The sequence below is a fragment of the Nocardia sp. XZ_19_369 genome (assembly GCF_015355715.1).
Classification (GTDB): domain Bacteria; phylum Actinomycetota; class Actinomycetes; order Mycobacteriales; family Mycobacteriaceae; genus Nocardia.
The window spans coordinates 310,567-337,302 of the sequence record NZ_JACVED010000005.1; the positions used below are offsets into that span (position 1 = coordinate 310,567).

Annotated in this window: 23 protein-coding genes and 1 riboswitch; of the genes, 2 read left to right on the forward strand and 21 right to left on the reverse strand. The window is 69.5% G+C overall.

Going from position 1 to position 26,736, the window contains the following annotated elements; all coding sequences use genetic code 11:
- Positions 1–53 precede the first annotated feature (53 nt).
- Both crtI and IBX18_RS20350 read right to left on the reverse strand, forming a co-directional pair.
- Positions 54–1,679, reverse strand: a complete 1,626-nt coding sequence (crtI, locus tag IBX18_RS20345; RefSeq protein ID WP_228541521.1) for a phytoene desaturase family protein — start codon at positions 1,677–1,679, stop codon at positions 54–56.
- Positions 1,680–1,872: 193 nt separating this feature from the next.
- On the reverse strand, positions 1,873–3,012 hold the full coding sequence (locus tag IBX18_RS20350; protein WP_373889214.1) for a polyprenyl synthetase family protein: 1,140 nt from the start codon (positions 3,010–3,012) through the stop codon (positions 1,873–1,875).
- Between the two features lie 144 nt (positions 3,013–3,156).
- Between IBX18_RS20350 and IBX18_RS20355 the strand changes: the two genes are divergently transcribed.
- Positions 3,157–4,158, forward strand: a complete 1,002-nt coding sequence (locus tag IBX18_RS20355) for a methylenetetrahydrofolate reductase (protein ID WP_194835185.1) — start codon at positions 3,157–3,159, stop codon at positions 4,156–4,158.
- Between the two features lie 67 nt (positions 4,159–4,225).
- On the opposite strand, the gene IBX18_RS20360 is transcribed toward IBX18_RS20355, so the two are convergent.
- The 15 genes from IBX18_RS20360 to IBX18_RS20430 form a co-directional block, all read right to left on the reverse strand.
- The gene (locus IBX18_RS20360) at positions 4,226–6,253 is read right to left on the reverse strand and encodes a CocE/NonD family hydrolase (protein WP_194835186.1); all 2,028 of its coding nucleotides are present in this window, start codon (positions 6,251–6,253) and stop codon (positions 4,226–4,228) included.
- A gap of 370 nt (positions 6,254–6,623) precedes the next feature.
- Complete coding sequence (locus tag IBX18_RS20365; protein ID WP_194835187.1) at positions 6,624–7,775, reverse strand: LLM class flavin-dependent oxidoreductase; 1,152 nt, start codon at positions 7,773–7,775, stop codon at positions 6,624–6,626.
- The gene (locus tag IBX18_RS20370; protein ID WP_194835188.1) at positions 7,772–8,578 is read right to left on the reverse strand and encodes a DUF1684 domain-containing protein; all 807 of its coding nucleotides are present in this window, start codon (positions 8,576–8,578) and stop codon (positions 7,772–7,774) included. Before IBX18_RS20370 ends, IBX18_RS20365 begins: the two co-directional genes overlap by 4 nt.
- Positions 8,575–9,945, reverse strand: coding sequence for an NtaA/DmoA family FMN-dependent monooxygenase (locus tag IBX18_RS20375; protein ID WP_194835189.1), 1,371 nt, complete (start codon positions 9,943–9,945; stop codon positions 8,575–8,577). The genes IBX18_RS20370 and IBX18_RS20375 overlap by 4 nt, the downstream gene beginning before the upstream one ends.
- Positions 9,942–11,075, reverse strand: coding sequence for an LLM class flavin-dependent oxidoreductase (locus IBX18_RS20380; RefSeq protein ID WP_194835190.1), 1,134 nt, complete (start codon positions 11,073–11,075; stop codon positions 9,942–9,944). The genes IBX18_RS20375 and IBX18_RS20380 overlap by 4 nt, the downstream gene beginning before the upstream one ends.
- On the reverse strand, positions 11,075–11,317 hold the full coding sequence (locus IBX18_RS20385) for a hypothetical protein (protein ID WP_194835191.1): 243 nt from the start codon (positions 11,315–11,317) through the stop codon (positions 11,075–11,077). The genes IBX18_RS20380 and IBX18_RS20385 overlap by 1 nt, the downstream gene beginning before the upstream one ends.
- Positions 11,317–12,999 (reverse strand): ABC transporter ATP-binding protein, encoded by a 1,683-nt coding sequence (locus tag IBX18_RS20390; RefSeq protein WP_194835192.1) that lies wholly within the window; start codon positions 12,997–12,999, stop codon positions 11,317–11,319. The genes IBX18_RS20385 and IBX18_RS20390 overlap by 1 nt, the downstream gene beginning before the upstream one ends.
- The gene (locus IBX18_RS20395) at positions 12,996–13,868 is read right to left on the reverse strand and encodes an ABC transporter permease (RefSeq protein ID WP_194835193.1); all 873 of its coding nucleotides are present in this window, start codon (positions 13,866–13,868) and stop codon (positions 12,996–12,998) included. Before IBX18_RS20395 ends, IBX18_RS20390 begins: the two co-directional genes overlap by 4 nt.
- Positions 13,861–14,871 carry an ABC transporter permease gene (locus IBX18_RS20400; protein WP_194835194.1) on the reverse strand — a complete coding sequence of 337 codons (1,011 nt, stop codon included), beginning with the start codon at positions 14,869–14,871 and terminating at the stop codon, positions 13,861–13,863. Before IBX18_RS20400 ends, IBX18_RS20395 begins: the two co-directional genes overlap by 8 nt.
- A 2-nt stretch (positions 14,872–14,873) precedes the next feature.
- Entirely contained in the window at positions 14,874–16,433 is a 1,560-nt protein-coding gene (locus IBX18_RS20405; RefSeq protein ID WP_228541524.1) for an ABC transporter substrate-binding protein, read from the reverse strand.
- Between the two features lie 56 nt (positions 16,434–16,489).
- Positions 16,490–17,575 carry an LLM class flavin-dependent oxidoreductase gene (locus IBX18_RS20410; RefSeq protein WP_194835196.1) on the reverse strand — a complete coding sequence of 362 codons (1,086 nt, stop codon included), beginning with the start codon at positions 17,573–17,575 and terminating at the stop codon, positions 16,490–16,492.
- The gene (locus IBX18_RS20415; protein WP_135235867.1) at positions 17,572–18,099 is read right to left on the reverse strand and encodes a GNAT family N-acetyltransferase; all 528 of its coding nucleotides are present in this window, start codon (positions 18,097–18,099) and stop codon (positions 17,572–17,574) included. The genes IBX18_RS20410 and IBX18_RS20415 overlap by 4 nt, the downstream gene beginning before the upstream one ends.
- A 4-nt stretch (positions 18,100–18,103) precedes the next feature.
- A complete protein-coding gene (locus IBX18_RS20420; protein ID WP_194835197.1) occupies positions 18,104–19,069 on the reverse strand; it encodes an ABC transporter substrate-binding protein in 966 nt (321 codons plus the stop codon).
- Positions 19,069–19,836: an amino acid ABC transporter ATP-binding protein gene (locus IBX18_RS20425; protein ID WP_194835198.1), complete on the reverse strand. Its 768-nt coding sequence runs from the start codon at positions 19,834–19,836 to the stop codon at positions 19,069–19,071. The genes IBX18_RS20420 and IBX18_RS20425 overlap by 1 nt, the downstream gene beginning before the upstream one ends.
- Positions 19,833–20,765, reverse strand: coding sequence for an amino acid ABC transporter permease (locus IBX18_RS20430; protein ID WP_228541526.1), 933 nt, complete (start codon positions 20,763–20,765; stop codon positions 19,833–19,835). Before IBX18_RS20430 ends, IBX18_RS20425 begins: the two co-directional genes overlap by 4 nt.
- Before the next feature lie 259 nt (positions 20,766–21,024).
- Positions 21,025–21,119: riboswitch (SAM riboswitch) on the reverse strand.
- 244 nt (positions 21,120–21,363) lie between these two features.
- Between IBX18_RS20430 and IBX18_RS20435 the strand changes: the two genes are divergently transcribed.
- A complete protein-coding gene (locus tag IBX18_RS20435) occupies positions 21,364–22,230 on the forward strand; it encodes a hypothetical protein (RefSeq protein ID WP_306796334.1) in 867 nt (288 codons plus the stop codon).
- Here the strand turns inward: IBX18_RS20435 and IBX18_RS20440 are convergent.
- From IBX18_RS20440 to IBX18_RS20455, 4 genes are all read right to left on the reverse strand, one after another.
- Positions 22,227–23,363 (reverse strand): glycosyltransferase family 2 protein, encoded by a 1,137-nt coding sequence (locus IBX18_RS20440; protein WP_194835468.1) that lies wholly within the window; start codon positions 23,361–23,363, stop codon positions 22,227–22,229. The genes IBX18_RS20435 and IBX18_RS20440 overlap by 4 nt on opposite strands.
- 32 nt (positions 23,364–23,395) lie before the next feature.
- Positions 23,396–24,142 (reverse strand): DUF3153 domain-containing protein, encoded by a 747-nt coding sequence (locus IBX18_RS20445; protein ID WP_194835470.1) that lies wholly within the window; start codon positions 24,140–24,142, stop codon positions 23,396–23,398.
- 96 nt (positions 24,143–24,238) lie between these two features.
- Positions 24,239–25,105: a carotenoid biosynthesis protein gene (locus IBX18_RS20450; protein WP_194835200.1), complete on the reverse strand. Its 867-nt coding sequence runs from the start codon at positions 25,103–25,105 to the stop codon at positions 24,239–24,241.
- 59 nt (positions 25,106–25,164) lie between these two features.
- Positions 25,165–26,730 (reverse strand): NAD(P)/FAD-dependent oxidoreductase, encoded by a 1,566-nt coding sequence (locus tag IBX18_RS20455; RefSeq protein WP_194835201.1) that lies wholly within the window; start codon positions 26,728–26,730, stop codon positions 25,165–25,167.
- Between the last annotated feature and the right edge of the window lie 6 nt (positions 26,731–26,736).

Consider the following 26,736-nt stretch of genomic DNA (forward strand, 5'->3'; position numbering starts at 1 on the left):
TCCCCCCGAATGGTCAGCGGTCGCAACCGCGAGTGAATAGGTCGGCGCCTAGTTTACGGCGTCGCCGGGAACACTATCTCGCTGGTACGCGCGGTTTCATCTCGAGCAGGATGCGTATCGCCGGTAATACGGGTTGCCGCCAGTTTTCCGGACAGCACCGCGGTCGGCACTCCGACGCCCGGCGTGGTGCCGCAACCAGCGATAACTACGTTGTCGCTGGTGCGCGGAAAATTGCGCGAGCGAAATGGCCCGGTCTGCCGGAAGAGGTGCGCCGCGGAGAACGGCGTACCGGCCAACATGCCCTGGTCACGCCAGGTCTGCGGGGTGTCGAGATGGTCGACGGTGAATTGTGTGGCAATACCGTCGTAACCCCGCCTTTCCAGTTCGTCGAGCAGCTCACGCAGGTAGGCCGGGCCGATTCGGGCCCAGTCCAGGGGGGCCGCATCCAGATTCGGGCAGGGCGCCAGCAACGAGAACGGTTCGTGCTGTCCGTCGGCCCGGGTGATGTAGAGGCCGGGGTCGGTGAGCGCCGGACGGGTCAGCAACAACGACGGGTCGCTCATCAACCGGCCCCGTCGCCCCGCGATCTCGGCGAACGTCTGGTCCCACGCCGCGCCGAACTCGATGGTGTGGTGGGCCTGGACCGGCCAGGTACGCGCGATCTCGGCGGGCACCGTGCCGTGCGCGACGACCGCGGAGGGCGCCGCACGCAACCCGCGACGACACCGCACGCCGTAGCGGTCGATGGAGCCGAGGTCGACAGTCAGCACCAGGGCATCACAGTCGAGGGCGCGGCCGTCCGCGGTGCGCACTCGCTCGGCCCGCCGACCGGCATAGTCCACCCCGGTCACCTCGGTACCCAGCTCCAGCGTGCCGCCCGCCGCGGTGAACGCCTCGGCCATTGCCGCCGCGATGGCCCGCATCCCGCCCTCCGGGTAGTAGACACCGAGCGAGGTGTCCATGTGCGGGATCGCGCCGTAGACCGCGAGCGCCTGCGCGGGCGGCATTCCCGCGTAGAGCGCCTGGAAGGTGAACAGTCGCGCCAGACGCGGATCGGTCAGGAACCGGTCCACCTTCGGTCCGAGCCTGCCGAACCCACCGAGGCGCACCAAAGCCGCCAGCGCCCTGCGCTTTTCGGGAACCCGCAGCATGTCCAGCGGTGAATCGAAGTTGGTGTCCATGAAATCGGCGAACTCCGCCGCATAGATCCGCGCCAACCAGTCGCGTAGTCGCCGATAGCGCCGCGCCTCGGCCGGGCCGCACACCAGGGCGACCTCCTCGGCCATGGCGTCGGGGTCGGCGAACACCCGCAGCGTCGCGCCGTCGGCGAACTTGGCGTGATAGCTGGGCGCCAGCTGATGGATGCGCAGCTCGGGCTTGCAGGTCTGCGGCGTCCGCCCGACCGCAGCCAGCGCGTCGGTGATCAGCTCGGGCAGCGTCAACACGGTTGCGCCGGAATCGATCTCGTAATCCGGGCCCTGGTAGCGCCCGACCCGTCCGCCCGGATGTTCGGCCCGCTCCAGCAGCGTGACCTTGTGCCCCGCGCCGGTGAGATACAGCGCGGCGGAGAGCCCGGCCAGCCCGGCGCCGACCACGACAACGCGATCCGTCGGCCCGGCAACGGTTTTCACCGAGTGGGTGGTGCGCTGCCGGTCGCGATCGGGCGTGACGATCGGCATGCCACGGACGAGCAGTAGGCGATCGGCCGCCGTGGCTCCGCGGCCTCGCGTGCGCTGTGCGGTCTCGGGCTTTCCCGGCTCGCGAGAATCCTGAGCGCCAACGTCTTTCATACGGTTCTCCTCGTCACGGCACGCATCGGGCCGACGCAGGCACCGAGCCGGGTTACCCAGTCGACCGGTCGCGCAACCACTTTCAGGCTGTGCGTTTGGTCGCCGCCAAAGCCATGGCGCGCAACCGCTCCTTCGCGGCCGGTGTCGCCGTGCTGGATTCGATGGCGGCCAGTCCGGCGTCGGTGAGCTCGGTGATCCGGCGCTCCACCTCGTCCACGGCACCGAGGTCGGTGATGACGGCGCGCAGCCGCGCCACCTCCTCGGGTGCCAGATCGGTGCCGATGCTGGTCCGCAGCAGCTTCGCCGCGGCCGGGTCGGCCTCGTCGGCCCTGGCCAGCGCCTCGGCGAGCAGCACGGTGCGCTTGCCCTCGCGTAGGTCGTCGCCGGACGGTTTGCCGGTCACGGCGGGATCGCCGAACACCCCGAGCAGGTCGTCGCGCAGCTGGAAGGCGATGCCGATGTCGGTGCCGAACGTGCGGTAGGCCTCGACCAGCCCCTCGTCGGCGTCGGCGATAGCCGCGCCGAGGTGCAGCGGGCGTTCGACGGTGTAGGCGGCGGTCTTGTACCGGTTGATCCGCAGCGCGGCTTCCACCGATTCGTCGGCGCCCGCCTCACCGTGGATATCGAGGAGCTGACCACCGAGCACCTCGGTGCGCATGCCCGCCCACACCGGCGCGAACCGGGCGATCGCCGCCGGGTCCAGCCCGGAGGCGTGCACCATGTCGTCGGCCCAGGCCAGCGCCAGGTCGCCGACCAGGATCGCGACGCTGGCGCCGAAGTGCGCGGAGTCGCCCGCCCAGGCGCGGTCGCGGTGGCGCTGCTCGAAGTCGACGTGCACCGTCGGGAAGCGGCGGCGGGTGCGCGAGGAGTCGATGATGTCGTCGTGGATCAGCGCGCACGCCTGCACGAGTTCCAGCGCCGAGCACGCGGTCAGCACCGCGCCCGCGTCCGGTCCGTCGGCGTCGCCGCCCGCGCCGAGCCAGCCGGTCCAGGCGAACGCGGGCCGGGTGCGCTTGCCGCCGCGCAGCACGAACAGCTCCAGCGCGTCCGCGGCCTCCACGAAGACCGGGCCCAGCTGCTCGACCAGGTCCCGCCGGGTGGCGAAGAACCTGGTCAGCGCGTCTTCCACGGCGGCGACGAAGGCCGGCGTACCCGGCTGGGGTGCGACGAGCTCCGCCGCGGAGGTGCGGTGAGGCGTCTGGGTACCGGATCCGGCGGACAGGGGGAGCCTCCAAGGTCGTGCGGTCGTGGACGCGTGGTGCCCGGGCACTGCCTGTCGCGTCCCGGTGCGGTCTGGTCCGAAGAATACGCGTACTCGTCGGTACGACCCGTGAGGGCCACCGGCGGTCACCACTACACTGAATCAGTGACTTTCGACAATGCGCGGGGACGCTCGACCCCAGGCCGTCCGCCCCGGACGCACCCGAACGTCTCTGGAACACCGTCGGTTGTACAGAGTCTGCGGGCCCACTCCGGTGCGGCGGTGCCGTTCTCGGTCGAGTTCAATCCGCCCCGTGATGCCGCCGCGGAGGCTCGGCTGTGGCGTGCGGTACGCCAGTTCGAGCGGATGCATCCCGCGTTCGTCTCGATGACCTACGGCGCGGGCGGGTCCACCCGCGACCGCACCGTGCGGGTCACCGGCGAGCTGGCCCAGGAGACCACCCTGCTGCCGGTGGCGCACCTGACCGCCGTCGAGCACAGCCTCGGTGAGCTGCGCTCGCTGGTCGGCTCCTACGCCGATTCGGGCATCCGCAACATCCTGGTGCTGCGCGGCGACCCGCCCGGCGACCCGCTCGGCGAATGGCAGCAGCACCCCGACGGTGTCGCCTACGCCGAGGAACTGGTGCGCATCGTGCGTGATCTCGGCGACTTCCACGTCGGTGTCGCCTCGTTCCCGCAGGGCCACCATCGCTCGCCGGACCTGGACTCCGACACCGCCTTCCTGGCCGCGAAACTTCGTGCGGGCGCTGAGTATTCGATCACCCAGATGTTCTTCGACGTCGAGCACTACCTGCGGTTGCGCGACCGGATCGCGAAGTTCGACCCGATCGAGGGCGCCAAGCCGATCATCCCCGAGCTGATGCCGATCACCTCGCTGCGCACGGTGGCGCGGGCCGAGGAGCTCTGCGGCCGTGCGCTGCCCGCCGCGGTGCTGGACCGGCTGAACAAGGCTGCGGGTGACGCACCCGACGGCAACCAGGCCGCGGTGCGCGAGGTCGGCATCGAGATCGCCACCGAGATGGCGCAGCGGCTCATCGATGAAGGCGCGCCCTGCCTGCACTTCATCACCCTGAACTTCGCCAAGGCGACCACCGAGGTGCTCACCAACCTCGGTTACGGCGTCACCGCCGCGCCCATCAGCGCCTGACCGCCTTCTGATTTCCCGCACCGGAGATCGCATGCGATTCGGTATGCGGGAAGTCGGAAGGTGTGCGTCACCAGCCGGGGTTACCGGCAAGAGGGACGTGGACGTAGCTCGGTGCCGACGGATCCAGTTGCAGGTGTTGGGGTTTGAGCTCTGTGGCGTCCAGCATGGGGCGGATGGGCAGGCCCTTCGGATAGTTGCCCGCGAAGATGTCGATCCGAAGCCGGTGTCCCGGTTGCAGAATCGCGTCGGTGGGGGCGAGGCCGAGGTCGAGCTGGGTGGGTTGGCCGGGGACCATGGGCTGCCTGGCGGCCAGCGAGAGCACCGGATACGGGTCGGTGTAGGCGCCGTCGGGTGAGCGGCGGCTCTTGCCGTCGTCGATGCCGCGCATGGAGGACAGCAGCTGCCCGGTCGTCAGCGTGACCGAACGGCCGTCGGGGGCAACATCGTTCAGCGTCGCGGTCCAGTAGCCGTCGGTGGCGTCGTGCACCGTATTGAGGTGCACCGCGATGGGTCCGGAGATCGTGGTCGGCTCGGCCACCGGCGGGCTGGTGAAGGTGAGCACGCTGATCTCCTGCACCCTGGCGTCTTTGCCGCAGCCGGAGAAGACGAGGATGCCCGCGGTGCCCTGCACCGCGTCGGTCGAGCACAGACTGGCCAGGCCTGGTGCGACGGTGAGGCGCGTGGTCTCGGAAGTCGGTGCGGCCGTGAGGGTTCCGTCGTGCGCGCTGATGGCCGAGGTGCCGCTCGGCGCGGCGGACAGATACAGCCGCCGATGGTCGGCCTCGGCGCGCGGGAACTGTTCGGTGCTGGTCCAGCCCGCGCCTTGCTGCCACAGCGTCACCGGCCCGTACCCGTCGATGCCGTTGTCGATCCCCTTGAGCCACTTGTCGAACCAGGCGCGCTGCAACACGTCGATCCGTGGCGGTTCGCCGTGGCGCCCGCGCATGTCGAAGCCGGTGTTCACGTGGTAGCTGTTGCCCATGATCAGCTGCTTCTGCCCCGGCGGCAGCGGAATCTCCTGGTAGATGCGGGGTTCGCCGTTGGCGAAGTTGTCGTGCCAGCCGCCGATCACCATCGTCGGCACGGTGATGCGTTCGGGATGCCCGAGCCACGCCTGACGGATCGGGCTGTCCGGGTCCAGTACTCGCTGTAGCTGTGGCTGGACCGCGTCGAACGAATCGGTGCTCATCGTCTGGATTCCGACGTCCATGAACGACATCGGGCTGGCCAGCCGGTCGGTGAGCCATTGCATATCGAACTTGCCCTGCATCAGCGACATCAGGTCAGGCAGGAACTTGGCTACGTTCACCGCGAGCAGGTAGGGCAGCAGGATGCCGATGGCCGCGCCGCCCGGGGCGATCATGTCGCGCACCAGATCGTTGCCCGGCACCACCGGGACGATGGCTTTCAGTGCGGGCGGCTGCTTTTCGGCGGCCTGCACCTGGTTGATCCCGGAGTAGGAGGCGCCGGTCATCCCGATGTTGCCGTCCGACCACGGCTGCGCCGCGGCCCACGCGATCACCTCCGGGGTGTCCTGCTGGTCCTTCGGCCCCCACGGCTCCCAGATCCCCTGGGAGAAGCCGGTTCCGCGCACATCGACGACGACCTGGGTGTAGCCGCTGCGAACCAGGTTGGGGTCCACCGCGAACGCCCGCCCGAACCCGCCGCCGGCCACCCGGGTCGCATCCGTCAGTGCCTCCAACGGTGTCCCCGGCAGCTCGAAGTCCCGCAGGAACCCGACTATCGCGTCGGACAACAGCGGAACCGACAGCGCCGTCTGCGCGACCATCGACAACAACTTGGTGTAGGGCGTCAGATTGACGATCGTCGGCAGCGGCGTCGCGATCGGCCCGTTCGCATCCGCCGGGCGATACACATTCCCCTTCAGCACCGTGCCGTCGCTCATGGTGATCGGCACGTCCCAGTCGATATGCATCCCCGGATACCGCTGCGGACCATCGTGCACCGCCGTCCAGGCCGCGGCACCCTCGGGCGCGGCCGGAGCGCCGGGCGCCACCAGCACCTGCGAAACCGCAAGCAGCGCAAGCAGTCCGACGCAAACCCTGGTCCATCGGCGGGCTGGAGCAATCCTCATTGATATCTCCCTCTCCTGATTCCGCAGAAGAATACATGCACGCCTGTATGTTTCTGGCGGATCGAGGGAAGTATGTCGAAATGCCGAAGAACCCCGCCGCACCCTGGGCAATCCGCCGAACGCATCAGCCTGGTCGCCATCCCGCCACCCACCGACCCGAGTACGCGGGGCACAGCGAGGAGGCGATGGACAACAGGCTCGACTCTGGGCCGAAAAACTCGGTGAGTTCGGCACCGTCCTGAAACCCTGGCTGCCCATTGATCTCGAGTCGGCATAGCGGAATCGGCTGTCAGTGCGTCCAATTTGTCTTGAACCTCTTCGCCCCGTGTACACGAAAGTTCGTGCACACGGGGCGAAGAGGTGCGCGGGCTCAGGCGGCGCGGGCCGCGCGGATTCCCCAGGCGTCGGCGAGCAGGCGGTGCGACTCCAATCGGTCTTCGTGGTGGTGGGTGATGCTGGTGACGAGAAGTTCGTCGGCGCCGGTGACGCGTTGTAGTGCGTCGAGCCGCTCCACGACAGTGCTCGGCGCACCGACGAATTGGGTGGCGAGGCGGTCGGCGACCAAGCGGTGCTGCTCGGGGGTCAGCGGGGTGGCGGTGGCGGGGTCGAGGTAGTCGGCCGCGCCCGCGCCGCTGCGGATGCTGTGCACCCAGTGGCCGTAGGTGGCGGCGTGGTGTCGCGCGGTGGCGTCGTCCGCGGCGACGACGACATCCGCCGAGACCACCACGTACGGCTCGGCCAGCAGCGCGGACGGCCGGAAGGCCGCGCGGTAGGCGTCGACGCCGTCCAGGGCGGTGCCCGGCGACACGTGGTACGCCGCCGCGAACGGCAATCCGAGCTGTCCGGCGAGCTCCGCGCTCTCGCCGCCCGAGCTGCCGAACAACCACAGCTCGACCTGCGCGCCCTCACCCGGAACAGCATGCAGCGCAACGCCGTTCTTGCTGACGAAGTGGCCGCCGAGCAGTGCCCGCACCTCGTCGACCTGCTCGGCGAAGTCCAGCGCCTGCGCACCTTCCTGCTGCAACGCGGCGGCCGAGGCGAGGAATTTCGTCCGGTCGGCGACCCGGCCGGGATCGAACGGCGGCGGAACCACCACGCCATCGCGGATCTGGGTCCGACCGGTCGCGGTGTCCACCTTGGGATGTCCGCCCTTCGGGTGCGCCGGTTCCGCGCCGTACTGGCTGCGCCGGTGACCGGACCGCCCGAGCCCGAGGTCGAGGCGGCCTGGGTACAGCGCGTCGATGGTGCCGAAGGCTTCCACGATCGATGCCGAGGTGTGGTGGCCGACCTGAACGGCCGCCGACCCCACTCGAATTCGCGAGGTGGCCGCCGCGACGAGTCCGATCAGGGTGATCGAGGCGGAGCTGGCCACCGAGGCGAAGTGGTGTTCGGCCAGCCAATACCGGTGGTAGCCCCACTGTTCCGCGTGCTGCGCGAGGTCGACGGTGTTGCGCAGCGCCTGCTGCGCGGTCGACCCGGCGCTGATCGGGGACAGGTCGAGGATCGATAGCGGGACACTCATGAATTCCGCCCCAGCCGTGGATCTTGCTCGCCCGCCTCGATCGCGACGCGCAGCCGGTTCTCGGCGGGCGCGACCGGGCAGGTCGCGAAATCGGTGAAGGCGCAGAGCAAATTGGCCGCCCGGTTGAAATCGAGGCGCACCGTGCCGTCCGCCTCCGGTGCGCCGATCGCGAGCGAGCGGGCCGCGGGATAGGTGGTGATGCCGCTGGTCGCGTCGGTGAACAGCAGCCGCAGGTCGGTCGGGTCGCCGAACGCGACGACCCGCTCGGTGGCCTCGCCGATGGTGAATTCGATGGTGCCCACGGCGGCGTGGTGGTGTTCCAGCCCGTCGACCACGGCACCGGTGGTCACCGTGCGCTGCTCGTCGAACGGCGTGAACCGCCCGGTCACCACCCAGCGCGGATCCGGTGCGTAACTGGGGATTCCGTCGAAACTCGCCAAGGTCGGTGCCGCCGGGTCATGCACCCGGACGGCATATAGACCGCTCCGGCGGATCACCTCGAGCACCCGGCGCTCGTGCCGCACAGTGAGACCCGGCGCGCCCTCTTCGGGCTTGATGATCCGCACGCCCGCGATGCCGACGCCGTCGACCTCCAGGCGGTCGGCGGGCTGCGCGGTGATGAACACCTTGTTGTCGGTGACCCACCAGGTGCCGGGCACGTCCGGCAGCCGCTCGGGTTGGTCGGTGAGCCAATGCAATCCGGTCAGGCTGAGGAAGCCGAGCGGGTCGCGCAGCTGCGCCACCCTGGTGTGCTGCCAGTCTGCCCACTCGGTGGCGAAATCGGTGCTGATGCTGGTCGTCATGACGCTCGTGCTCCTTCGTGGACGGTGCTGTGGCGGTGCGGATGGCGCAGCCCGAGATGCTCGCGCAGGGTCGTGCCGGTGTATTCGGTGCGGAAACTGCCGCGCTCCTGCAGTTCCGGCACGACCCGGTCGACGAATTCGTCGAGCCCGCCCGGCGTGAGGTGCGGGACGAGGATGAATCCGTCGCTGGCGTCGGCCTGGACGTAGGTGTCGATCTGCTCGGCGACCGCGGCGGGCGTGCCGACGAACTGCTGGCGCGCGGTGACCTCGATGATCAGCTCACGGATGCTGAGGTTCTCGGCCTCTGCCTTGGCCCGCCACTCCGCGGCGACTGCGCGTGGGTCTTTGGCGTGGCGCACCCGGCCGCGGGTGATGCTGACGTTGTCGGTGGGCTCCACGTCGGGCAGCGGTCCGTCCGGATCGTAGCCGGAAAGCTCACGGCCCCAGACCTGTTCGAGGAAGGCGATGGCGGTCTGCGGGCCGACCTGCTGGAGGCGGATATGGCGGGCCCGCTCCTCGGCGTCCTGCGCGCTGTCGCCGAGCACGAAGGTGGCCGCGGGCAGGATCTTCAATTCGTCCGGTGTCCGGCCGTATTTCGCCAGTCGGCCTTTGACGTCGGCGTAGAAGCGTTGTCCCGCTTCGAGCGTGCCGTGCCCGGTGAAGATCGCGTCGGCGGCGGACGCGCCGAACTCCCGGCCGTCGTCGGAGTCGCCCGCCTGCAACAACACCGGATGCCCCTGCGGGCTCGGCGGCAGCACGAACCGCCCGGCGATGTCGAATTGCGCACCGCGGTGGCGAGTTTCGGGTACCTCGCGGGCGAACACCCCCGCGGTCCGATCGATCACCAGGGTGTCGGCGGCCCAGCTGTCCCACAGCTTGCGGGTCACCTCGACCACCTCGGCGGCGCGCTGATAGCGCTGGCTGTGTTCGAGATAGCCGCCGCGGCGGAAGTTTTCGCCGGTGAACGCGTCGGAGGAGGTGACGACGTTCCAGGCGGCGCGGCCGCCGGACAGATGGTCCAGCGAGGCGAACTGCTTGGCCAGCTCGAACGGTTCGTTGTAGGTGCTGTTGATGGTGCCCGCGAGGCCGAGCTTGCCGGTCACCCCGGCCAGCGCGTTGAGCACCGTGAAGGTGTCCGGCCTGCCCACCACGTCGAGATCGTGGATGCGCCCGCGGTGTTCGCGCAGCCGGAGACCCTCGGCCAGGAAGAAGAAGTCGAACAGGCCGCGTTCGGCGGTCTTCGCCAGGTGCACGAACGACTCGAACTCGACCTGACTCGCCGAGGCCGGGTCGGCCCAGACAGTGGTGTTGTTGACGCCGGGGAAATGGGCGGCGAGATGGATCTGCTTGCGTGGTTTGCCGGTCACGACGGCGTACCTTCCTGGATCGTAGTGCTGTTGGCATACCGACTGGCCGGCCGAGGGAGACCCAGGCGCTCGCGCAATGTGCTGGCGGACACGGGTTTCTGGGCCGCCGCGGGGAGTCGGTCGACTGTCGCGGGTACGGCGAGCGGGCGGAGTACGACGCCGTCGGCGGCACCGGAAGCGCCGATGCTGCCCAGCAATTCGCGCAGCGTCGCTGGAGTGCCGATGTGGCGCACGCTGGTCGAGATACCGGGGTCGGCCCACCGATCCAGCTGGGCCACCTCCTCGCGCGCCGATTCCGGTGAATCAGCCAGGTGGAGTTCGACATCCAGCAGCACTCGCACGGCATCGGGGTCGCGGTCCGCGGCACGCACCGCCGTCCGCAGTGCGGTCCGCAACACTCGCGCAGCCTCGAGATCGTCTGCGGCGATGCGGATCAGGTCGGCCCGCTGTACCGCGACGCCCGTGCTCGCGTCGTCCTGTGCGCGCACCGCCACGATCGACTGACCCTGCGGCGAGCGCGGGGTGATCGACGGCCCCTTCACCGAGAAGTTGTCCCCGGCGAAGTCGATGTAGTGCAGCTTGTCCCGGTCGATGAAGCGCCCGGTGGGCACATCGCGGATCTCCGCGTCGTCCTCCCAGCTGTCCCACAGCCGGGTGACCACCTCGATCGCCTCGTCCGCCTCGTGCCACAGCGACGCCGCGTCCTGCGCGTCCTTACGGCCGAAAGTCCGTGCCTGCTCCACACCTTCGGATACGGTCACCTCCCACCCGGCGCGCCCGAACGAGGCGAAATCGAGACTCTGGACGGCCTTGGCCAGATGGAACGGCTCAGTGTGCGTCACGGCGCCCTGCGGAAGCAGGCCGATGTGCCGCGTGGCCGCCGCGACCCGGGCGGCGATCGCCACCGCGTCGAGCCTGCCCCGCGTCGCGCCGGGCCCACCCGGCTGCAAGCCGAACGAGTCGGGCACGAATACCGCGTCCACCCCGGCCTTTTCGGCCGCGGCGACGGCGTCGACCCAGTACGCGCCGGTGAACAGATCCTCGGCTCGCGAGTCGTCGCGTCGCCACGACGCCGGGTGAATTCCCGTTCCCGCCAGCTCGACCGCTACGAAGAAGTCGGAATCGGCCATCAGTAGGTTTCCTTCCAGTTCAAGCACTGCCGTGCCGCGGGATGCACACCCGCCGCGTCGGGGGCGAAGAAGAACGCGTGCTGCCACAGGTCGGTGGCCGCGGTGCGCTCCGGCACATGCGTGCGCCACCAGCGCTTCGCCCGGGCGGGCAGCGATCCCGGGCGTTCCGGCCTGCTCCGGCGGCACGCGGGCCGGTCGGTGCGGACGAGTATCCGGCTGTGGCGGCAGGGCGATTCCGACATCAGGATGGTCCTTTCGCGGCGGCGGGCGTGGGTATGGCGGACAACAGCTCGCGGGTGTACTCGTGCTGCGGGTTGCCGAAAATCGCTGCGGTCGGCCCGGATTCGACGATGCGGCCGTGTCGCATGACCGCGACGTGGTCGCTGATCCGGCGGACCACCGCGAGGTCGTGCGAGATGAACAGATAGCTCAGCGCCAGTTCGGCCTGTAGCCGGTCGAGCAGCTCGAGGATCTGCGCTTGGACGGAGGCGTCGAGGGCGGAGACCGGTTCGTCCAGCACCAGCAGGTCCGGGTGCAGGGCGAGCGCACGGGCGATGGCGACGCGCTGACGCTGTCCACCGGACAGTTCCGCGGGACGGCGCTGTGCGAAGTGCTCGGGCAGTGCCACCTGCCTGAGCAGTTCGGCGACTCGGGCCTGCCTGGCCGCGCGGTCGCCGACTCCGTACGCGCGCAACGGTTCTTCGATGATGGTGCCGACCCGCCAGCGCGGGTCGAGCGAGGAATACGGGTTCTGGTACACAACCTGGAACCGCCGGCGCAGCGCCCGCAACCGGGTGCCGCGGACCCGGGTCAACTCGTGCCCGTCGAAGGTGACCCGGCCGCTGTCGGGTTCGGTGAGCCGCAGCGCGATTCGGGCGGTGGTCGACTTGCCCGAACCGGATTCGCCTACCAGCGAGAGCGTTTCGCCACGGCCGAGCTCGAAGCCGACGCCGGCGACTGCGGTCACCGAGCCGCCCGCCTGTGCGCGGAAACGCTTGTGCACCTCGCGCAGTGCCAGCAGTGGCGCACCCTCGCGCGGCTTGGGCGTCCGAAAGGCGACCGCGGGCGCCAGGCTCGGTGAGGCGGCGAGCAGCCGCTTCGTGTACGGATGGCGCGGCGCCGCGAGCACCGTCGCGGTGGGTCCGCTCTCCACGATCTCGCCGCCGCTGAGCACCACGATCCGATCGGCGCGCTCGGCGGCCACCGCGAGATCGTGGGTGATCAGCAGCACCGCGGTGCCCTTGGCCGCGATCTGCGCGGCCAGCTGATCGAGCACCCGCCGCGCCACCGTGGCGTCCAGCGCGCTGGTCGGCTCGTCCGCGATCACCAGCTCCGGTTGGCAGGCCAGCGCGGACGCGATGAGCACCCGCTGCCGTTGCCCGCCCGAGAGTTCGTGCGGGTACTGCACTTCGCGTAGTTCCGGGCGGTCCAGGCCCGCGTCGGCGAGCAGTTGGACCGCACGCTCACGCGCCGAATGCCGGTCGGCCAGCCGGTGCACCAGCAGCGCCTCGGCCACCTGTTCACCCACGCGCCGTACCGGATTCAGCGACAAGCCCGGGTCCTGCGGCACGAACCCGATGCGCGCGCCGCGTAACCGTTGCAGTGCCCGCTCGGAGCCGGTGTCGACGACCTTTCCGTCGAATGCGATGGTCCCGCCAGTGATCTCGGCATTCGTACCGAGCAAGCCGATCACCGACTGCGCGAGCGTGGACTTGCCGGAACCGGATTCGCCGACCAGGGCCACTACTTCGCCTCGGGACACACTCAGCGAGACCCCGTCCAACGCTGTCACGTCACCGGAGTCGGACCGGTAGCGGACGCGCAGATTGTCGATCCACAACAGCGGACCGGCGTACTGTCCTGCGGCAGTCGAGGACAGCTGTTCTTCGGTCGGTGCCGCTTGCGGCGAAGTAGTGCTGGTCATAGCTGTTCGTTCCTTCCAACGGCGCGCCCGAGACGCTGGGCGGCCACGACCACCGCGATGATGACCAGGCCGGGCAGAGTGGTCATCCACCACGCGGTGGCGAGGTAGTTGCGGCCCTCGGAGATGAGCGAACCCCATTCGGGCGTAGGCGGTTTCGCGCCGTAACCGAGGAAACTCAGGGCAGACACCGACAGCACGGCCATCCCGAACTCGACGGCGGCCAGCGCAAGCACCGGCTGATACGAGTTGGGCAGCACATGCCGCAGCAGCACGGTGTACCAGCGGACCCCCGACGCGTGCGCCGCCTCGACATACACCGCGTGCCGCACCCGCAGCACTTCCGACCGCATCACCCTGGCGAAGTTGGCGACCAGCGAAACACCCACCGCGATCGCCACATTGCGGGTGCCGAAGCCCAGGGCGGTGACCAGCGCCAGCGACAGCAGCAGCGCCGGAATCGACAACAGCACATCGACGACGCGCATGACCACGGTGTCGACGATGCCGCCCGCCGCACCCGACAGCAGTCCGAGGACGGACCCGGCGATCAGCGCGATACCCACCGCCGCGAGCGTCGCGGTGAGCGAGAGCCCCGCGCCGTGCACCATGCGCGTGTACAGGTCGCGCCCCAGATTGTCGGTCCCGAACCAGTGCTCCGCACTCGGCCCGCGAAACTTGTGCGCGGGCACCCCGGTCAGTGGATCGCCACCGGCGAACAGCGAAGGGAACAGCGCCCAGCCCACGGCCAGTGCCGCGACGAGACCGGACAGGATCAGGGCCACATTGCCGCGTAACCACTTCCAGCGCAGCGCGGGCTTGCGCAGCTGCGGGAAGGCGGCACGCCGCCGCTCATCGATGACGTCAACCATGGATTGCCACCCCTTCGGCGGTGCCGCCGACCTTGTCGTCCGTCTTCTCGGGCGCGACCGCGCGCCGGGCACGCGCGGCGATGCGCGGATCGAGCAACGGATAGAGCAGGTCCACCGCGAGATTCACCGTGACGAACACGGCCGAGGTGAGCAGCACGATGCCCTGCACCACCGGAATGTCCTGGGCCAGTACCGCGGTCTGAGTGAGGCGGCCGACGCCCTGCCTGGCGAAGACCGTCTCCACCACGACCGATCCGGCGAGCATGTTGCCGATCAGCACCCCGGCGATGGTGAAGGTGGGCACGCTGGCGGGGCGCAGCACATGCTTGCGCTGCACCCACCAGCGCGAACCGCCCTTGGCCAGCGCGACGTCGACGAACGGCTGCCGCCAGGTCGATTCGAGACCTGCGGCCAGCACCTGGGCGATCACCGCGCCGATCGGCAGGGCCAGGGTCAGGGCGGGCAGGACGGTGCCGGCGAAGCCGTGCCCACCGAAGGCCGGAGCAAGGCGCCACTGGAATGAGAACAGTTGCAGCAGAAGCAAGCCGGTCCAGAAGGTCGGCACCGAAACACCGAGCGAAGGCAGGGCTTTGAGCACGGTGCGCAGCCACGGCCGCCGCGTGTAGGTCGCGGCGAACGCCAGCCCCACCCCACCGACAGTCGCGAAAAGCAGTGCCAGCCCGGCCAATCCGAGCGTCGCGGGCAGCGCGTCACCGATGGCGCCGGTCACCGGCTGACCGGTGCCGATCGAATGCCCGAGATCGCCACGCACCGCGTGCCCGAGCGCGGTCCAATACTGTTCCCACAGCGGCCGATCCAGCCCGTAGCGCGCCTGCAGCTCGGCGATGGCGGCCTTGTCCACCGGTGTCCCCGCGCCGCCGCCGTCGGCCGCGATGGAGATCGGGTCGGCGGGCAGCAGGTAGAGCACCACGAACGAGATGGTGAACGCCGCCCACAGCACCCAGACCGCTTGCAGGACCCGCAGAGCCAGATAGCGCGCCATCGCTACCGCCCGCTCAGCCAGGTGTCGAAGAACTGTAGTCGCGCCGACGCCTCGAACTTCAGATCCTGTGCGGCACTGCCCGCGCCGATCGCCTGGGACAACTCCACCGTCGGGATCAACAGCCCGGCGTCGAGCACCTGTTGCTGAGCCGTGTGGATGAGGCCGTTACGGACGGTGGTGTCGACCGTGCTCAACTGGCCGTTGAGCGCATCGTCGAGCGCCGGAATAGGCCCTCGCACATTGAGATTGCGGCCGTCCAAACCGAACGAGGTGCGCAGGATGTCCCCGTCCGCGCGGGTGGTGTTGCCGTAGCTGCTGTCGAAGTCCTTCGCGTTCTGTCGTGCCGTCGACTCGGCGCCCGACACCAGATCCAGCTTCAGCTCGACCCCGACCTGCCGCAGCTGTTGCTGCACCAGCTCGATGATCGCCTGGTTGCCCGCGAACACCTGACTGAACAGCACCGAGAACGACAGCCGCTCATCGTTTTTCACCCGGATACCGTCACCACCGGGCAGCCAGCCCGCCTGGTCGAGAATGCCGCGGGCCTTGCCGGGGTCGTAGGCCAGCCGGGCCGACAGATCCTGGTAGCCGGGCGTGCTGCTGGCCAGCGGGCTGGTCGCGGGCTTGAACTGTGGCCCGAGCACGGTGTCCACCAACTGCTTACGGTCGATCGCGGGCAGCAGCGCCTGGCGCACCGCGGGATCACGCAACGGGCCGCGGGTCACATTGGTCTGGAAGCCGAACGGCACACCGGGATTCGCGGTGCTGAGCACCCGTCCGCCCGCCGCCTCGATCTGTGCGGCGTCCTGCGGCAGCGCATCGCTGATCGCGTCGAGCTGCGCCGAGGCGAGACTGCCGGTGCGCACGCCGGATTCGGGCACCACGGTGAATTCGATCTTGTCCAGGTACGCCTCGCCGCGGTGCGCGAACACCGCCGAACCCCACTGATACCCGGCGCGTTTGGCCAGCGTGACCGAGGCGTCCTGGCGGTAGCCGGCATAGGTGAACGGCCCGCTGGCGATATTGTCGCCGAGGCAGCGCTGCTCGGCAGGCTTGGCGGTGGTGGCGTCGGCCAGGATGCCGAGCTGGGTGGTCGAGGACGCCTGCAGGAACTGCGCGTTGGGCTTGCTGAACTCCACCCGCGCGGTCAGCCGGTCCACGGCGGTGGTGCCGACATAGTTGGTGAGGTAGCTCGACGCCAGCGGGGATTTGGCCGACCCGAGCTTGATGACCGAATCGAAAGTCTTACCCACCGACTCCGCGGTGAGTGGCGTGCCATCGCTGAAGGTGACGCCGTCGGTGAGATAGAAGGTGAACACCTTCGCATCCGGCGTGACCTCCCAGCGCTGCGCCAGCCACGGCTTCAGCTCGCCGGTCTTCGGATCCTGATCGGTCAGCGAGTCGACGATCTGGCGTGTCACGTACAGGGTTTGGTTGGTGCCCGACTGCGCGGGATCCGAGCAGGTGGGGGCCTGCGACAAGCCATAGCGCAGGGTGCCGCCCGGCTTCGGCGGACCCGCGTCGCCGCCGGGCGCGGCCGAATCAGTGCCGCAGGCAGCCATCGTGGTGGCCGTGGCCAATACGCCTGCCAGCGCGGCAATTCGGTGACGGGAACGGATCACGAGGCGACTCCAGCAGTTTCGGTAGGGACGAGTTCGGCGCCGGCGGTCAACGGGCGGCTCGGGATTCGGCGGCGCAGCTCCGGCGCCACCTCGGTTTGGAACAGCGCGAGGCTGTCCAGGTAATCGATCTCGGGGCGACCGTCCCGCTCGGCGGACAGATGGATCACCTCGTGCCGGAAGTGCTCGTGCTGCCTGCCGACCTTGTCGATCACCTGCTCCGGGCTGCCGACCAGAGCCGAACTGCGGGTGACGAAGTCGTCCAGCGTCTCGAACACGACCGGCAGGCCGAGGGTTCGCGCCAGCGCAAGGCGCGCCTCGTAGATCGGCCGATAGGTGTCGAGCGCCTGCTGGGACGTGCGGGCGACATGGAATCCTGCCGTCCCCGCGCCGACCAGCGCGTCGGCCGGGTTGTGCCCGTAGAACTCCCAGCGCTCCCGATAGTGGCGGACCAGTTCGGCATACGGCTCGATCGGGTTGGTCACATTCGCCGAGAACAGCGGATCGCCATGGCGCGCAGCCAGTTCCACCGAATCCCGGCTGGTCGCACTGCCGTGCCAGATCCGGATCTCGGGCTGCCACGGCCGCGGCAGCGCCTTGGCGTTCGTCAGCGCAGGCCGGAACCGGCCGGACCAGGTGACGCTCTCGCTTCTCCAGAGCGCCCGAAACACCTCGTAGCCTTCGTGATTGCGGTCCCACTGATCGTCGGTGGTGACGTGGAACAGCTCGGCCTGCGCGGTCCCGTTGCCCTTGCCGATGATCAGCTCCAGCCGGCCGCCGGACAGATTGTCCAGCGTCGAGTAGTCCTCGAAGGCGCGCACCGGATCCAGCAGGCTGAGCGTGGTGACGGCGGTGAACAGCGTGATGCGGGAGGTGACGGCGGCGATGTGGCTGAGGATCACCGGGGGAGCCGAGGACAGGAACGGATCCTCGTGCCGCTCACCGACGGCGAAGCCGTCGTAACCGAGATCCTCGGCCAGCCTGGCCTGTGCGACGACGTCGCGCAGCCGCTCCCTGGTGCCGGGCAGCCGGCCGGTCGTCGGGTCGGGCACCCGGGTGACCAGGGTGAACAGGAGAAACTTCATGCGGATGCTCCCAGTGCGTCGGTGACCGCGGGCAGTCGCTTCTCGAACGGATGCTTGCCGAGCTCCTCGGCGGGCACGGCCGGGTCGTAGAGTGCGGTGTATCCGGCGGCCAGATAGAGGCCGACGGCTTCGGGTTGCCGCGGACCGGTGGTCAGGTAGATGCGCCGGTAGCCGCGCCGCTCGATCTCGGCCTCGAGCTGTGCGAGCACGAACAGCCCGAGCCCCTGCCTGCGGTGTTCGCGGGCCGTCCAGATCCGTTTGAGCTCAGCGGTTTCCGCGTCGTAGCGCTGGAAGGCGCCGCCCGCCACCGGCTCGCTGTCGCGGGTGACGACGAGCAGCGCGCCGTGCGGCGGCGCGAACTCGGTGGCCGGATAGTCGCGCAGCGACGCGTGCATCTCCCCGGGGCTGCGGCCGTAGCGGCTGCTGTACTCGACGGCGAGCTCGGCGAGCAGCGGCGCGGCCAGTGGGTCGTCCTGGGCGACCCGGTGCACCCGCAGGTCCTGTGCCGAAAGCTGTTGCGTCACCGGGTCACCGCTGCTTCGGTAGGCCGGGCGGGTTGATCCGCGACTCGGTGACCTGCTCGCTCTGCAGGCCCCACCGATCGATCACCTGCTGGTAGGTGCCGTGTTCGATGGCGTGGTTCAGTGCCTTCTGGACGGCGGTGACCAGCCCGCTGTTCTTCTTGGTGAGCACCGCGATCTCGCCCTGCAGCGCGTCGCCCGCGCCGGAGAAGGTGCCGAGGATCTTGGTCTGCTTCGCGGTGGCCGTGTGGTAGATCGCGGTCGGGTTGGGGCCGATGAAGCCGTCCAGCCGCTGCGAGGCGAGCGCCAGGTAGTAGTCGCTGGTCTGCTGGAAGTAGGCGATGTCGATGGGCGCCAGGCCCTGTGCGCGGTTCTGCTCGTTCCACTTCACCAGCAGCTGTTCCTGATTGGTGCCGCTGCCGACGCCGATTCGCTTGCCCGCCAGGCTCGTGCGGTCCTTGAACTCGAGGGTGCTCTGCACGGGTACCTCCAGCGCGACGGTGTCGTGGCGGTAGGTGGCGAAGTCGTACTTCTCCTTGCGCTCCTCGGTCACCGTCACGTTGGAGACGAAGGCGTCGACCTCACCGGAGTCGATGCGCACGAAGTTCTGCGCCCAATCCGCCACCCGCACATCCAGTTTCAGGCCGAGGATGTCGGCGACCAGCGACGCGAAATCGATCTCCGAGCCGACCACGGTCTTGTCGTCGTCGGCGTAGAAACGCAGCGGCGGCGCGGTACCGGACGAGCCGGTCACCACGAGGGTGCCGCGGTCCCGAATGGCTTGCGGCACTTCGGCGGCGATGCTGTCCACCTTGGCGGCGCGGACCCGGCCGTTCTGCGCGGCGGAGAGGTCGAAGGTGATACCGGTGGGCGCGGATTCCGCGTCGGGGTCGGTGCAGCCGGTGGCCAGCAGTACGACCGCGGTCGCGGCGGCGGTGGCCAGGGCGGAGAGCTTCATCGGAAACCTGTTCATCAGCGGACTCGGGAGAGGAAGGCGCGGGTGCGCGGGTGGCGCGGATTATCGAGGACCGCATCGGGTGTGCCCTGTTCGACGATCGCGCCCGCGTGGAGGAACACCACGGTGTCGGCGATCTCGCGGGCGAAGCCGATCTCGTGGGTGACGATCACCAGTGCGGTGCCGCCGTGCGCGAGATCGCGGATCACGTCGAGCACCTCGCCGACCAGTTCGGGGTCCAGCGCGGAGGTCGGTTCGTCGAACAGGATCACCCTGGGGCGCAGGGCAAGTGCTCGCGCGATCGCCACCCGCTGCTGCTGCCCACCGGACAGCCTGCGCGGGTAGGCGTCGGCCAGCTCGCCGATGCCCACTCGTTCCAGCAGGATTCGGGCCTCCGCCTCGACCTCCTTGCGGTCGCGGCGTTGCGCGGAAAGCGGTGCGAGCGTGACATTGTCGAGCACCGTCAGATGCGGGAAGAGATTGAAGTTCTGGAAGACGAACCCGATGCGGGAGCGCTGCTTGCGCACCTCGCGGTCGGGCAGCGCGTGCAAGGTGTTGCGGCGCAGCCGATATCCGATCAGCTCGCCGTCGATGCGCACCGTGCCCGCGTCCAGCGCCTCCAGATGATTGAGCACGCGGAGCAAGGTGGACTTGCCGGAACCGGATGGGCCGATCACCGTCACCACTTCACCCGAGCGCACCGTCAGGTCGACCCCGCGCAGGACTTCCTGCGCGCCATACGATTTGCGGACGCCGCGGACCTCGACGGCGGGCGCGGCGGTCATCGGGTGGCTCCGCGCGGTGCGGTGGCGCCGGATTCGGCGACCTCGCGCAGCTTCTGCCAGGCCCGGTGCACCGGTGATGGCGGTGGCGTGCGTTGCGTGCCCTTGGCGTAGTGCCGTTCGATGTAGTACTGCGCCACCGAGAGAATGGTGGTGAGGACGATGTACCAGGCGGTGGCCACCAGCAGCAGCGGCACCACCCGCCCGTTGCGTCCGTAGATCACCTGGACCTGGTAGAAGAGCTCCGCGATCGCCATCACGGACACGATCGAGGTGCCCTTGAACAGGCTGATCACCTCGTTGGTCGCATTGGGCAGAATCGACCGCATCGCCTGCGGAACCACAATGGTGCGGAACTGGCGCACCCGTGGAATGCCCAGCGCGGCAGCGGCTTCCAGCTGACCGGCGTCAACGGAGATGATGCCCGCCCGGATGATCTCGGCAGAATACGCCGCCTGATGCAGCGCGAGACCGATCACCGCCGCGGTGAACCCGCTGATCACGCCGTTCACCTCGAAGGTGAAAAACGCGGGACCGAACGGAATGCCGACCGACAGCGTGTTGTACAGGTAGGCGATGTTGAACCAGAACAGCAGTTGCACGATGAGCGGAATCGAGCGGAACGCCCAGATGTAGCACCACGAGATCACCCGCAACACCGGGTTGCCGGACAGTCGCGCGATGGCCAGCGCGGTGCCGAGCAGGAAGCCGAGAGCGGTACCCCACGCGGTGAGTTCCAAAGTCACCTTCAGCGCGGCGAGCACCGACTTCGCGGTGATGTACTGCGCGAAGGTCGGCCAATCCCAGCCGGGATTGGTGACCAGACCGTGGACGAACTGTGCGAGCAGGATGAGCGCGATCGCACTGACCACCCACCGCCACGGGTGCCGTGTCTTGGCCACGGTGGGTGCGGCATCATCGGCACCGGGCAGGTGAGTCGTAGTGGCGACCGGGTCGTCGCCGGCGTCGGTGTCGCCGGGCACGGCGGTGGCGGACGCACTCATGTCGAGGTCCTTCGGAAGAACGAACGAGACCGCACCACATCGGGCCGCGGTCACATCACCCGGCCAGCGACGGGTGCACAGACTGGCTGCGGGTCAGCCCCGACAGCTCGCGGACGTCACCTTGCACTGATCGATGTGGCGACGGCCCCACCGGGTGCCGTGGGCAGCGGAAATGATCACTTCGGTTCCTCCATCGGTCCCGGCGGAAGCACCCGCACCCGGTGAACCGGGGGGTTGCTGCGACGTCGACGAGCCAGGTCTCTCGGTCGCTCTGGATGGTTGTCGCCGATCCGGACACCGGCTGATGTCAGGGGCGGGCCGAATTATCATGCCCAGCAGGCGAACCCTGGGACAAGGGAACTAATCACCGTGAGCGTAAACCTCGCCGCGGGCCGGATATCGGGGGTGCTGCGGCGGTGCGCCGGTAGGGACACGCCGATGGCTTGCCCGCACCTATATCGCCTGTTCACGGCGTTTGCGGGAGTACCGTCAGCCTTCGATCGCGTCGATGATGAGGGAGGTCTCCGTGGCTGTACCGCGCCGTTCGACCATACTGTCCGCCGTCGCGAGCTGCTCGGTCGCGCTGGCGCTCGCCGCACCGACCGCAGGCGCGACGCCACCCGCCGCAGCGCCGGTTCCATCCGTCGCAGCCGCAGTTCCGCCCGCCGCGGCCTCGGTCCCGCCCGCTGCCGCACCGGTCCCACCTGTCGCGGCCGCAGTTTCGCCTGCCGCGGCTCCGGTGCTGCCCGCCGCAGCTGTGGTGCCGCCTGTTACCGCCCCTGCTCCATCGGCCGCGGCCGACCGTCCGGCCCAGCCCGGCACCAGCACGCTCAGCGATCTGTTCGGCGTCTACAACACCGCGGTCGACGGCCTGCGCGCCGCAGGCATGCAGCCCTTCCTCTATCCAACCGCATCCGCGTACTGCCTCAACGGCAGCAGCCTCGGCCTCGCCCCGGCGGTGGCCGCCGCCGTGCCCGGCCCGTGGCCCAAGACGACGATCGCCATCCCGGGCCTGGACCTGACCGCCGTCAAGGCGGGCCAGACCATGTTCACCTTCGTGCCCTACGGCCTCGGCCAGGACGGGCCGGACACCACCGGCATGCAGGTCGCCTGGCTGAACCTGACCAGCGGCCGCGGTGGCATGGCATCGATGGGCCCGCTGTCCTCGGTGTTCCGCGCGATGATCCCCGCCGAAGTCCCGGCCGCCCTGCGCCCGATGGCCGAACGCGCCATCCAGGACTTCTTCTTCGCCGCCTTGCCGATGGGTGGCGTCCGCGCGGTACCCGTCGATACCGGGCAGGGCACCGTGCTGGCCGCGGTCTTCGGCACGGTCGAAAACGGCGGCAAGTCCTGCTTCTTCCTGCCGACGGTGGGCATCACCGAGGTCCCCTAGACCGCGCGACCTTTCCAGCGCAACGTGCCTCGCCGTCGAGCGCGATGGGAGCGTGCCCACAGCACGAGGTATGCGGCCACCGAGAACGGATGAGCCAGGGCTGCAAGGACATCGGTGCGGGCGAGTGGTCCGCCGGTCTCGGTGGCGCGAGCCAGCAGCCTGCCGGTGACGGCGGCCGCGTAGCCGAGGAGACCGACTCGGCGGAGAGCGCCAGGGCCGCCGAACGCGGCCAACGGCGGCAGCCAATAGGCCAGGGCGGCAAACGTTCCCACGGTCGCACCACCGGCGACGGTGCCGCCGTACGCCGACCACAGCCAGCGGGTGTAGCCCGCGTCGAGTTCCGCTGCGCCCTCGTACATTCGAGTGCTCGCCAGACGACCCGCGGCGACGAGCGCAGTGGGTTGCCCTGCGCGGCGCAATGTTCGAGCGATGTCGAGATCCTCGGTCGCACTGGCGGCGACCGAGGCGTGCCCGCCGATGGCACGGTAGGCGGCGGTATCGAACGCCAGAAATTGGCCGCAGGCCACCGAAGTGGACGGTCGCAGGCTCCGATCGGCCACCGCGATCGGCAGGGTCGCTGCCCACGACCAGCACAGCAGCGGCTGCACCAAGGCCTCGACCGGCGACTCGGCCCGCTGCAACGGCCACGGTGACACCAATGCGACCCGCCGCCTGCGCAATTCGCCGACCGCCGCCGCGATCGCGTCCGGCGCCAGCCGCACGTCCGCATCCACGAAAACCAGCACCGGGGTCACCACCGAATCCGCCAGTCGCACACACGCGGCAGCCTTCCCGGTCCAGCCGGGCGCTGGACCGGTCTCGTTGCGCAACACCGTGATTCGCGGGTCCCCGACCGCCGCGTCGACCGCCACCGCAAAGGTGTCATCGTCCGACGCGTCGTCGAGAATCACCACACTCATGCGCGCCACCCCGCGCTGCGCCCGCAGATCGGCGATCAACCGGGGCAGTCGCGCCGCCTCGTTCCGGGCAGGAACGCACACGGTCACCGGCTCGATCACCTCGATCGGGCTCGCGACCAACTGCCGCACCGTAATCCGGTTGTACAGCGCAACTCCAGCGCCGACCACCGCAATCCCGGCACCGGCCCAGGCCAGCCCGAGCCATCCGCTGATCGGGCTCCCGCGCAACGCGAGTCGGCCTTCGCTCAGCGACCCTGCTTGACCGTTTTCCACCAGCGACCCCAGGAGAGGCCGGTGGGGGCGCCCGGCGCGGGCGGGTTGCGATCCATGTAGGCCATGGCGGCGATGACGGCGGCGACGGCCAGGGTGATGCCGCCGACGATGCCCGCCCAGCCCGCGAACGAGCGGGTGTTGGGGTCGGCGTAGCTGACCTCGGCGCGCAACGGGGAGACGTCGCCGGCGGGCAGTTTCCAGGAGACGATGTTGTCGCCCTCGCGGTTGCCGTTGGTCTTGGCGACGCGGGCCGGGAACGCGACGGTGAACTGGACGTCGGAGCCGTGCGGCGGCACGGATTTCAGGTCGACCCGGCCGGTGAGGCTGACCAGGTCGCCGGTGCGCTGGAATTGCAGTTGGAACATGCCCTGGGTCTGCTCGGACAGCTGACCGAGCTGGCCGACCTCGCCGAACGACATGTCTTCGAAGAACACCTGGCTGCCGACGTACCCGTCCTGGGTGTAGGGCTCGACCCGCACCTTCGCGGCGAGCGAGTCGGGCGCCTTCAGCTGCGGGCCCTTGTCATTGGGTTCGACGGGCACGACCGCGGCGACGATCCGCCCGGACACCCGATCGTTGGACGACACACCCATCGACACCTGCACCCGCAGGCAACCCGCGAGCACGGGGACCAGCAACGCCGCGAGCAGAACGGCCGCGGCGACACGCACTCCAGGGCGGCGCGTCCGCGGCGACGGTAGTACCGGGGCATCGGGCATCGTGGTGACGGGACTCGGCTGCACGGAGACATCGTGCCAGGCCATCCGTCCAGATGGCCACGCGACGGGCGGAACGAGCCCCGCGATGTGCTTCGGCTAGTCCGCCGGATCGGGTCGCGGGCAGAAAAAGCCGAGGTGACGCAGCAGTGGCAGGCCGAGAGCGGCCAGTCCGATGCCGCCGTAACCGGCCGAGAACGGCAGCCCGAGGAACACCGCGTGCGCGAGGACGGACCCGAGCCAGGTCCACAGGAATACGGCCACCGGCACCGCGAAACGGGAAACGGCGTCCAGCCCCGCTGCCGGATCCGCCGACACCGGGGCCGCGCGCTCCCACACGGTCAGCAACCCACCCATGAGGAGCGCCACCGCGAACCAGCCGAGGTAGTTGGTATACGGAATTTCGGCGATACCGGGCAATCCGGAGCTCTGGTCACACCACGTCCACTGCCCGTCGGCGACCATCTGCGGGTCGAGGAACAGATCCCAGCCGACCGCACCCACCGCCAGCAGGCCGACCCGGGCCGCTGTGCCGCGCGCGAGCAGCCCGGCGACCACCCAGATCGGATACAGCCCACCGGTCCAGGCCAGCGGCACCACCAGCGGCACCCCACCGAGCGCGGGCCCCAGCCGATCCACCGCGTACTCGTAACACCCGAACGGCAAACCTGTTGCGGTACCGACGATCTCGGCGGCCAACCCGAGCCCGGAGACGATCACCAGAAACCCGGCCGCATACCGAATTCCGCGCGTCGCCGTCGCATGCGCCAATGCCGTGCCCGCCGACAGCAGCACGACCACGACCGTCACCCGATCCCGTCCGTCGCCGGACGTCAGCGGATAGGCGATCTGCACAAGGATCAGCACCCCCGCGAGCACCGCAGGCACAACCCCGCGCGCGCTCACGGGTGCGCCGACCACCGGCGCAGCCGCACACTTTCCGAGTTCCCGCAGACGCAATCGCATGCGATTCGGTGTGCGGGAAGACGAAAGGTGTGCGTCTGCTCTGGGCTGGGTGCGGTTCGTCATCGGTTGCGCAGCAGGGGGAATCGGTTGCGGCGGAGATCGCGCAGTACGAGGTGAGCGGCGCTGCGCCCGCTGGCACCGGATACCCCGCCGCCCGGGTGAGTCGACGCGCCGGTCAGATACAGCCCCGGAGCGCCGGGTACGCGTTGCCCGGACAGTTCCGGCAGCGGCCGCCACATCATCATCTGATCCAGCGACATCTCCACGTGCATCACATTGCCGCCGAGCAGCCCCATCTCCCGCTCCAGATCGACCGGCGTCTGCACGAACCTGCGCAGCACGGAATCGGCGAAACCCGGTGCGTAGGAGTCGACTTCGGCAATGATCCGGTCGCCCTCCCGCTCGGCGTGCGCCGCCCAGTCGCTGCCGTCGGCCAGCCGGTACGGGTGCCACTGCGCCCACAGTGAGAGCTGATGCTCACCGGATGGGGCGATGCTCGGATCCAGCGCGCTGAAACTCATCGCCAGCACCACCGGACGCGGCGGCAGGTCCCCGGCCGATGCGGCCCCGTGGGCCAGCCGGAGCTGCCGCCGGTCGGACACGAGAAATTGGAGACCACGGGCGGATTCGTCGACCGAGCTGCCGGGATAGTGCGGCAGCGAGCTGGTGGCGACCCGCACCACCATCCCGATGCCGGGGCCGACCCGGATGCGCCGCCGCCAGTCGTCGAGCACACCGGCGTCGAATCCGCCCTCGCGCAACAGATCCAGCGTGGTCAGCACGTGCGAGCCCGCGATCACGGTGTCGGCGTGCAGGTTTCGTCCCGAGGCCGTGCGGACCCGCCAGCCCGCACCGTCGCGCTCCAGCGCGGTCACCGCGTCACCCGCGGTCACTCCACCACCATCGGAACGCAGCCGGGCAACCAGCGCCGCGGACAGCGCGCCACTGCCGCCGACCGCGCGGCCCGGCGGCAGGGTGTGCATGAGCGCGGCGAACCCAACCATCGGCGCGGTGCCCGGCTCCGACATCGGCGGGCCGGACTGCGCGCCGAACCAGGCCAGCGACGCCTTGAGTCGTTCGTCCTGAAAGGTGCTGTCCAGCAACGCGTCCCCGGACTGCAGGAACTCCCGCGACAGTGCGCTCCCGCCGTCCTTGGCGTCCAATCCCCAGAACGAGCGCAGCAACCGGCCCGGTGTGGGCCCGCCGCCGAACGCGCGCATCACCCTGGCACTGCGCGGACCCCACACTTCGACGAACCGTCGATACGCCGCCGCGTCCCGCTCGCCACAGGCGGCGGCGATCGACGCGCAGGTGGCATCCAGGTCGCGGTGGAACACCAGCGGCGCGTGCTCGCCGCTGGCGGGCGTGAAACCCCAAGGGTCGCAATCGATGTACCGCAGGCCGAAGCGGGCGAGCTCCAGTTCCTCGATGATCCCGGTGTGCCGCACCATGATGTGCGCGGACGAGCCGCGATCGACGAGGTGCCCAGGGAACCGTTCCACGGTCGACACCGCACCACCGAGTACCTCGTCGCGTTCGAGCACCTCCACCGCGTGCCCGGCGCGCGCCAGATAGCACGCGGCGACCAGCGCGTTGTGGCCCGAACCGACCACCACGACCGTCACGTGACC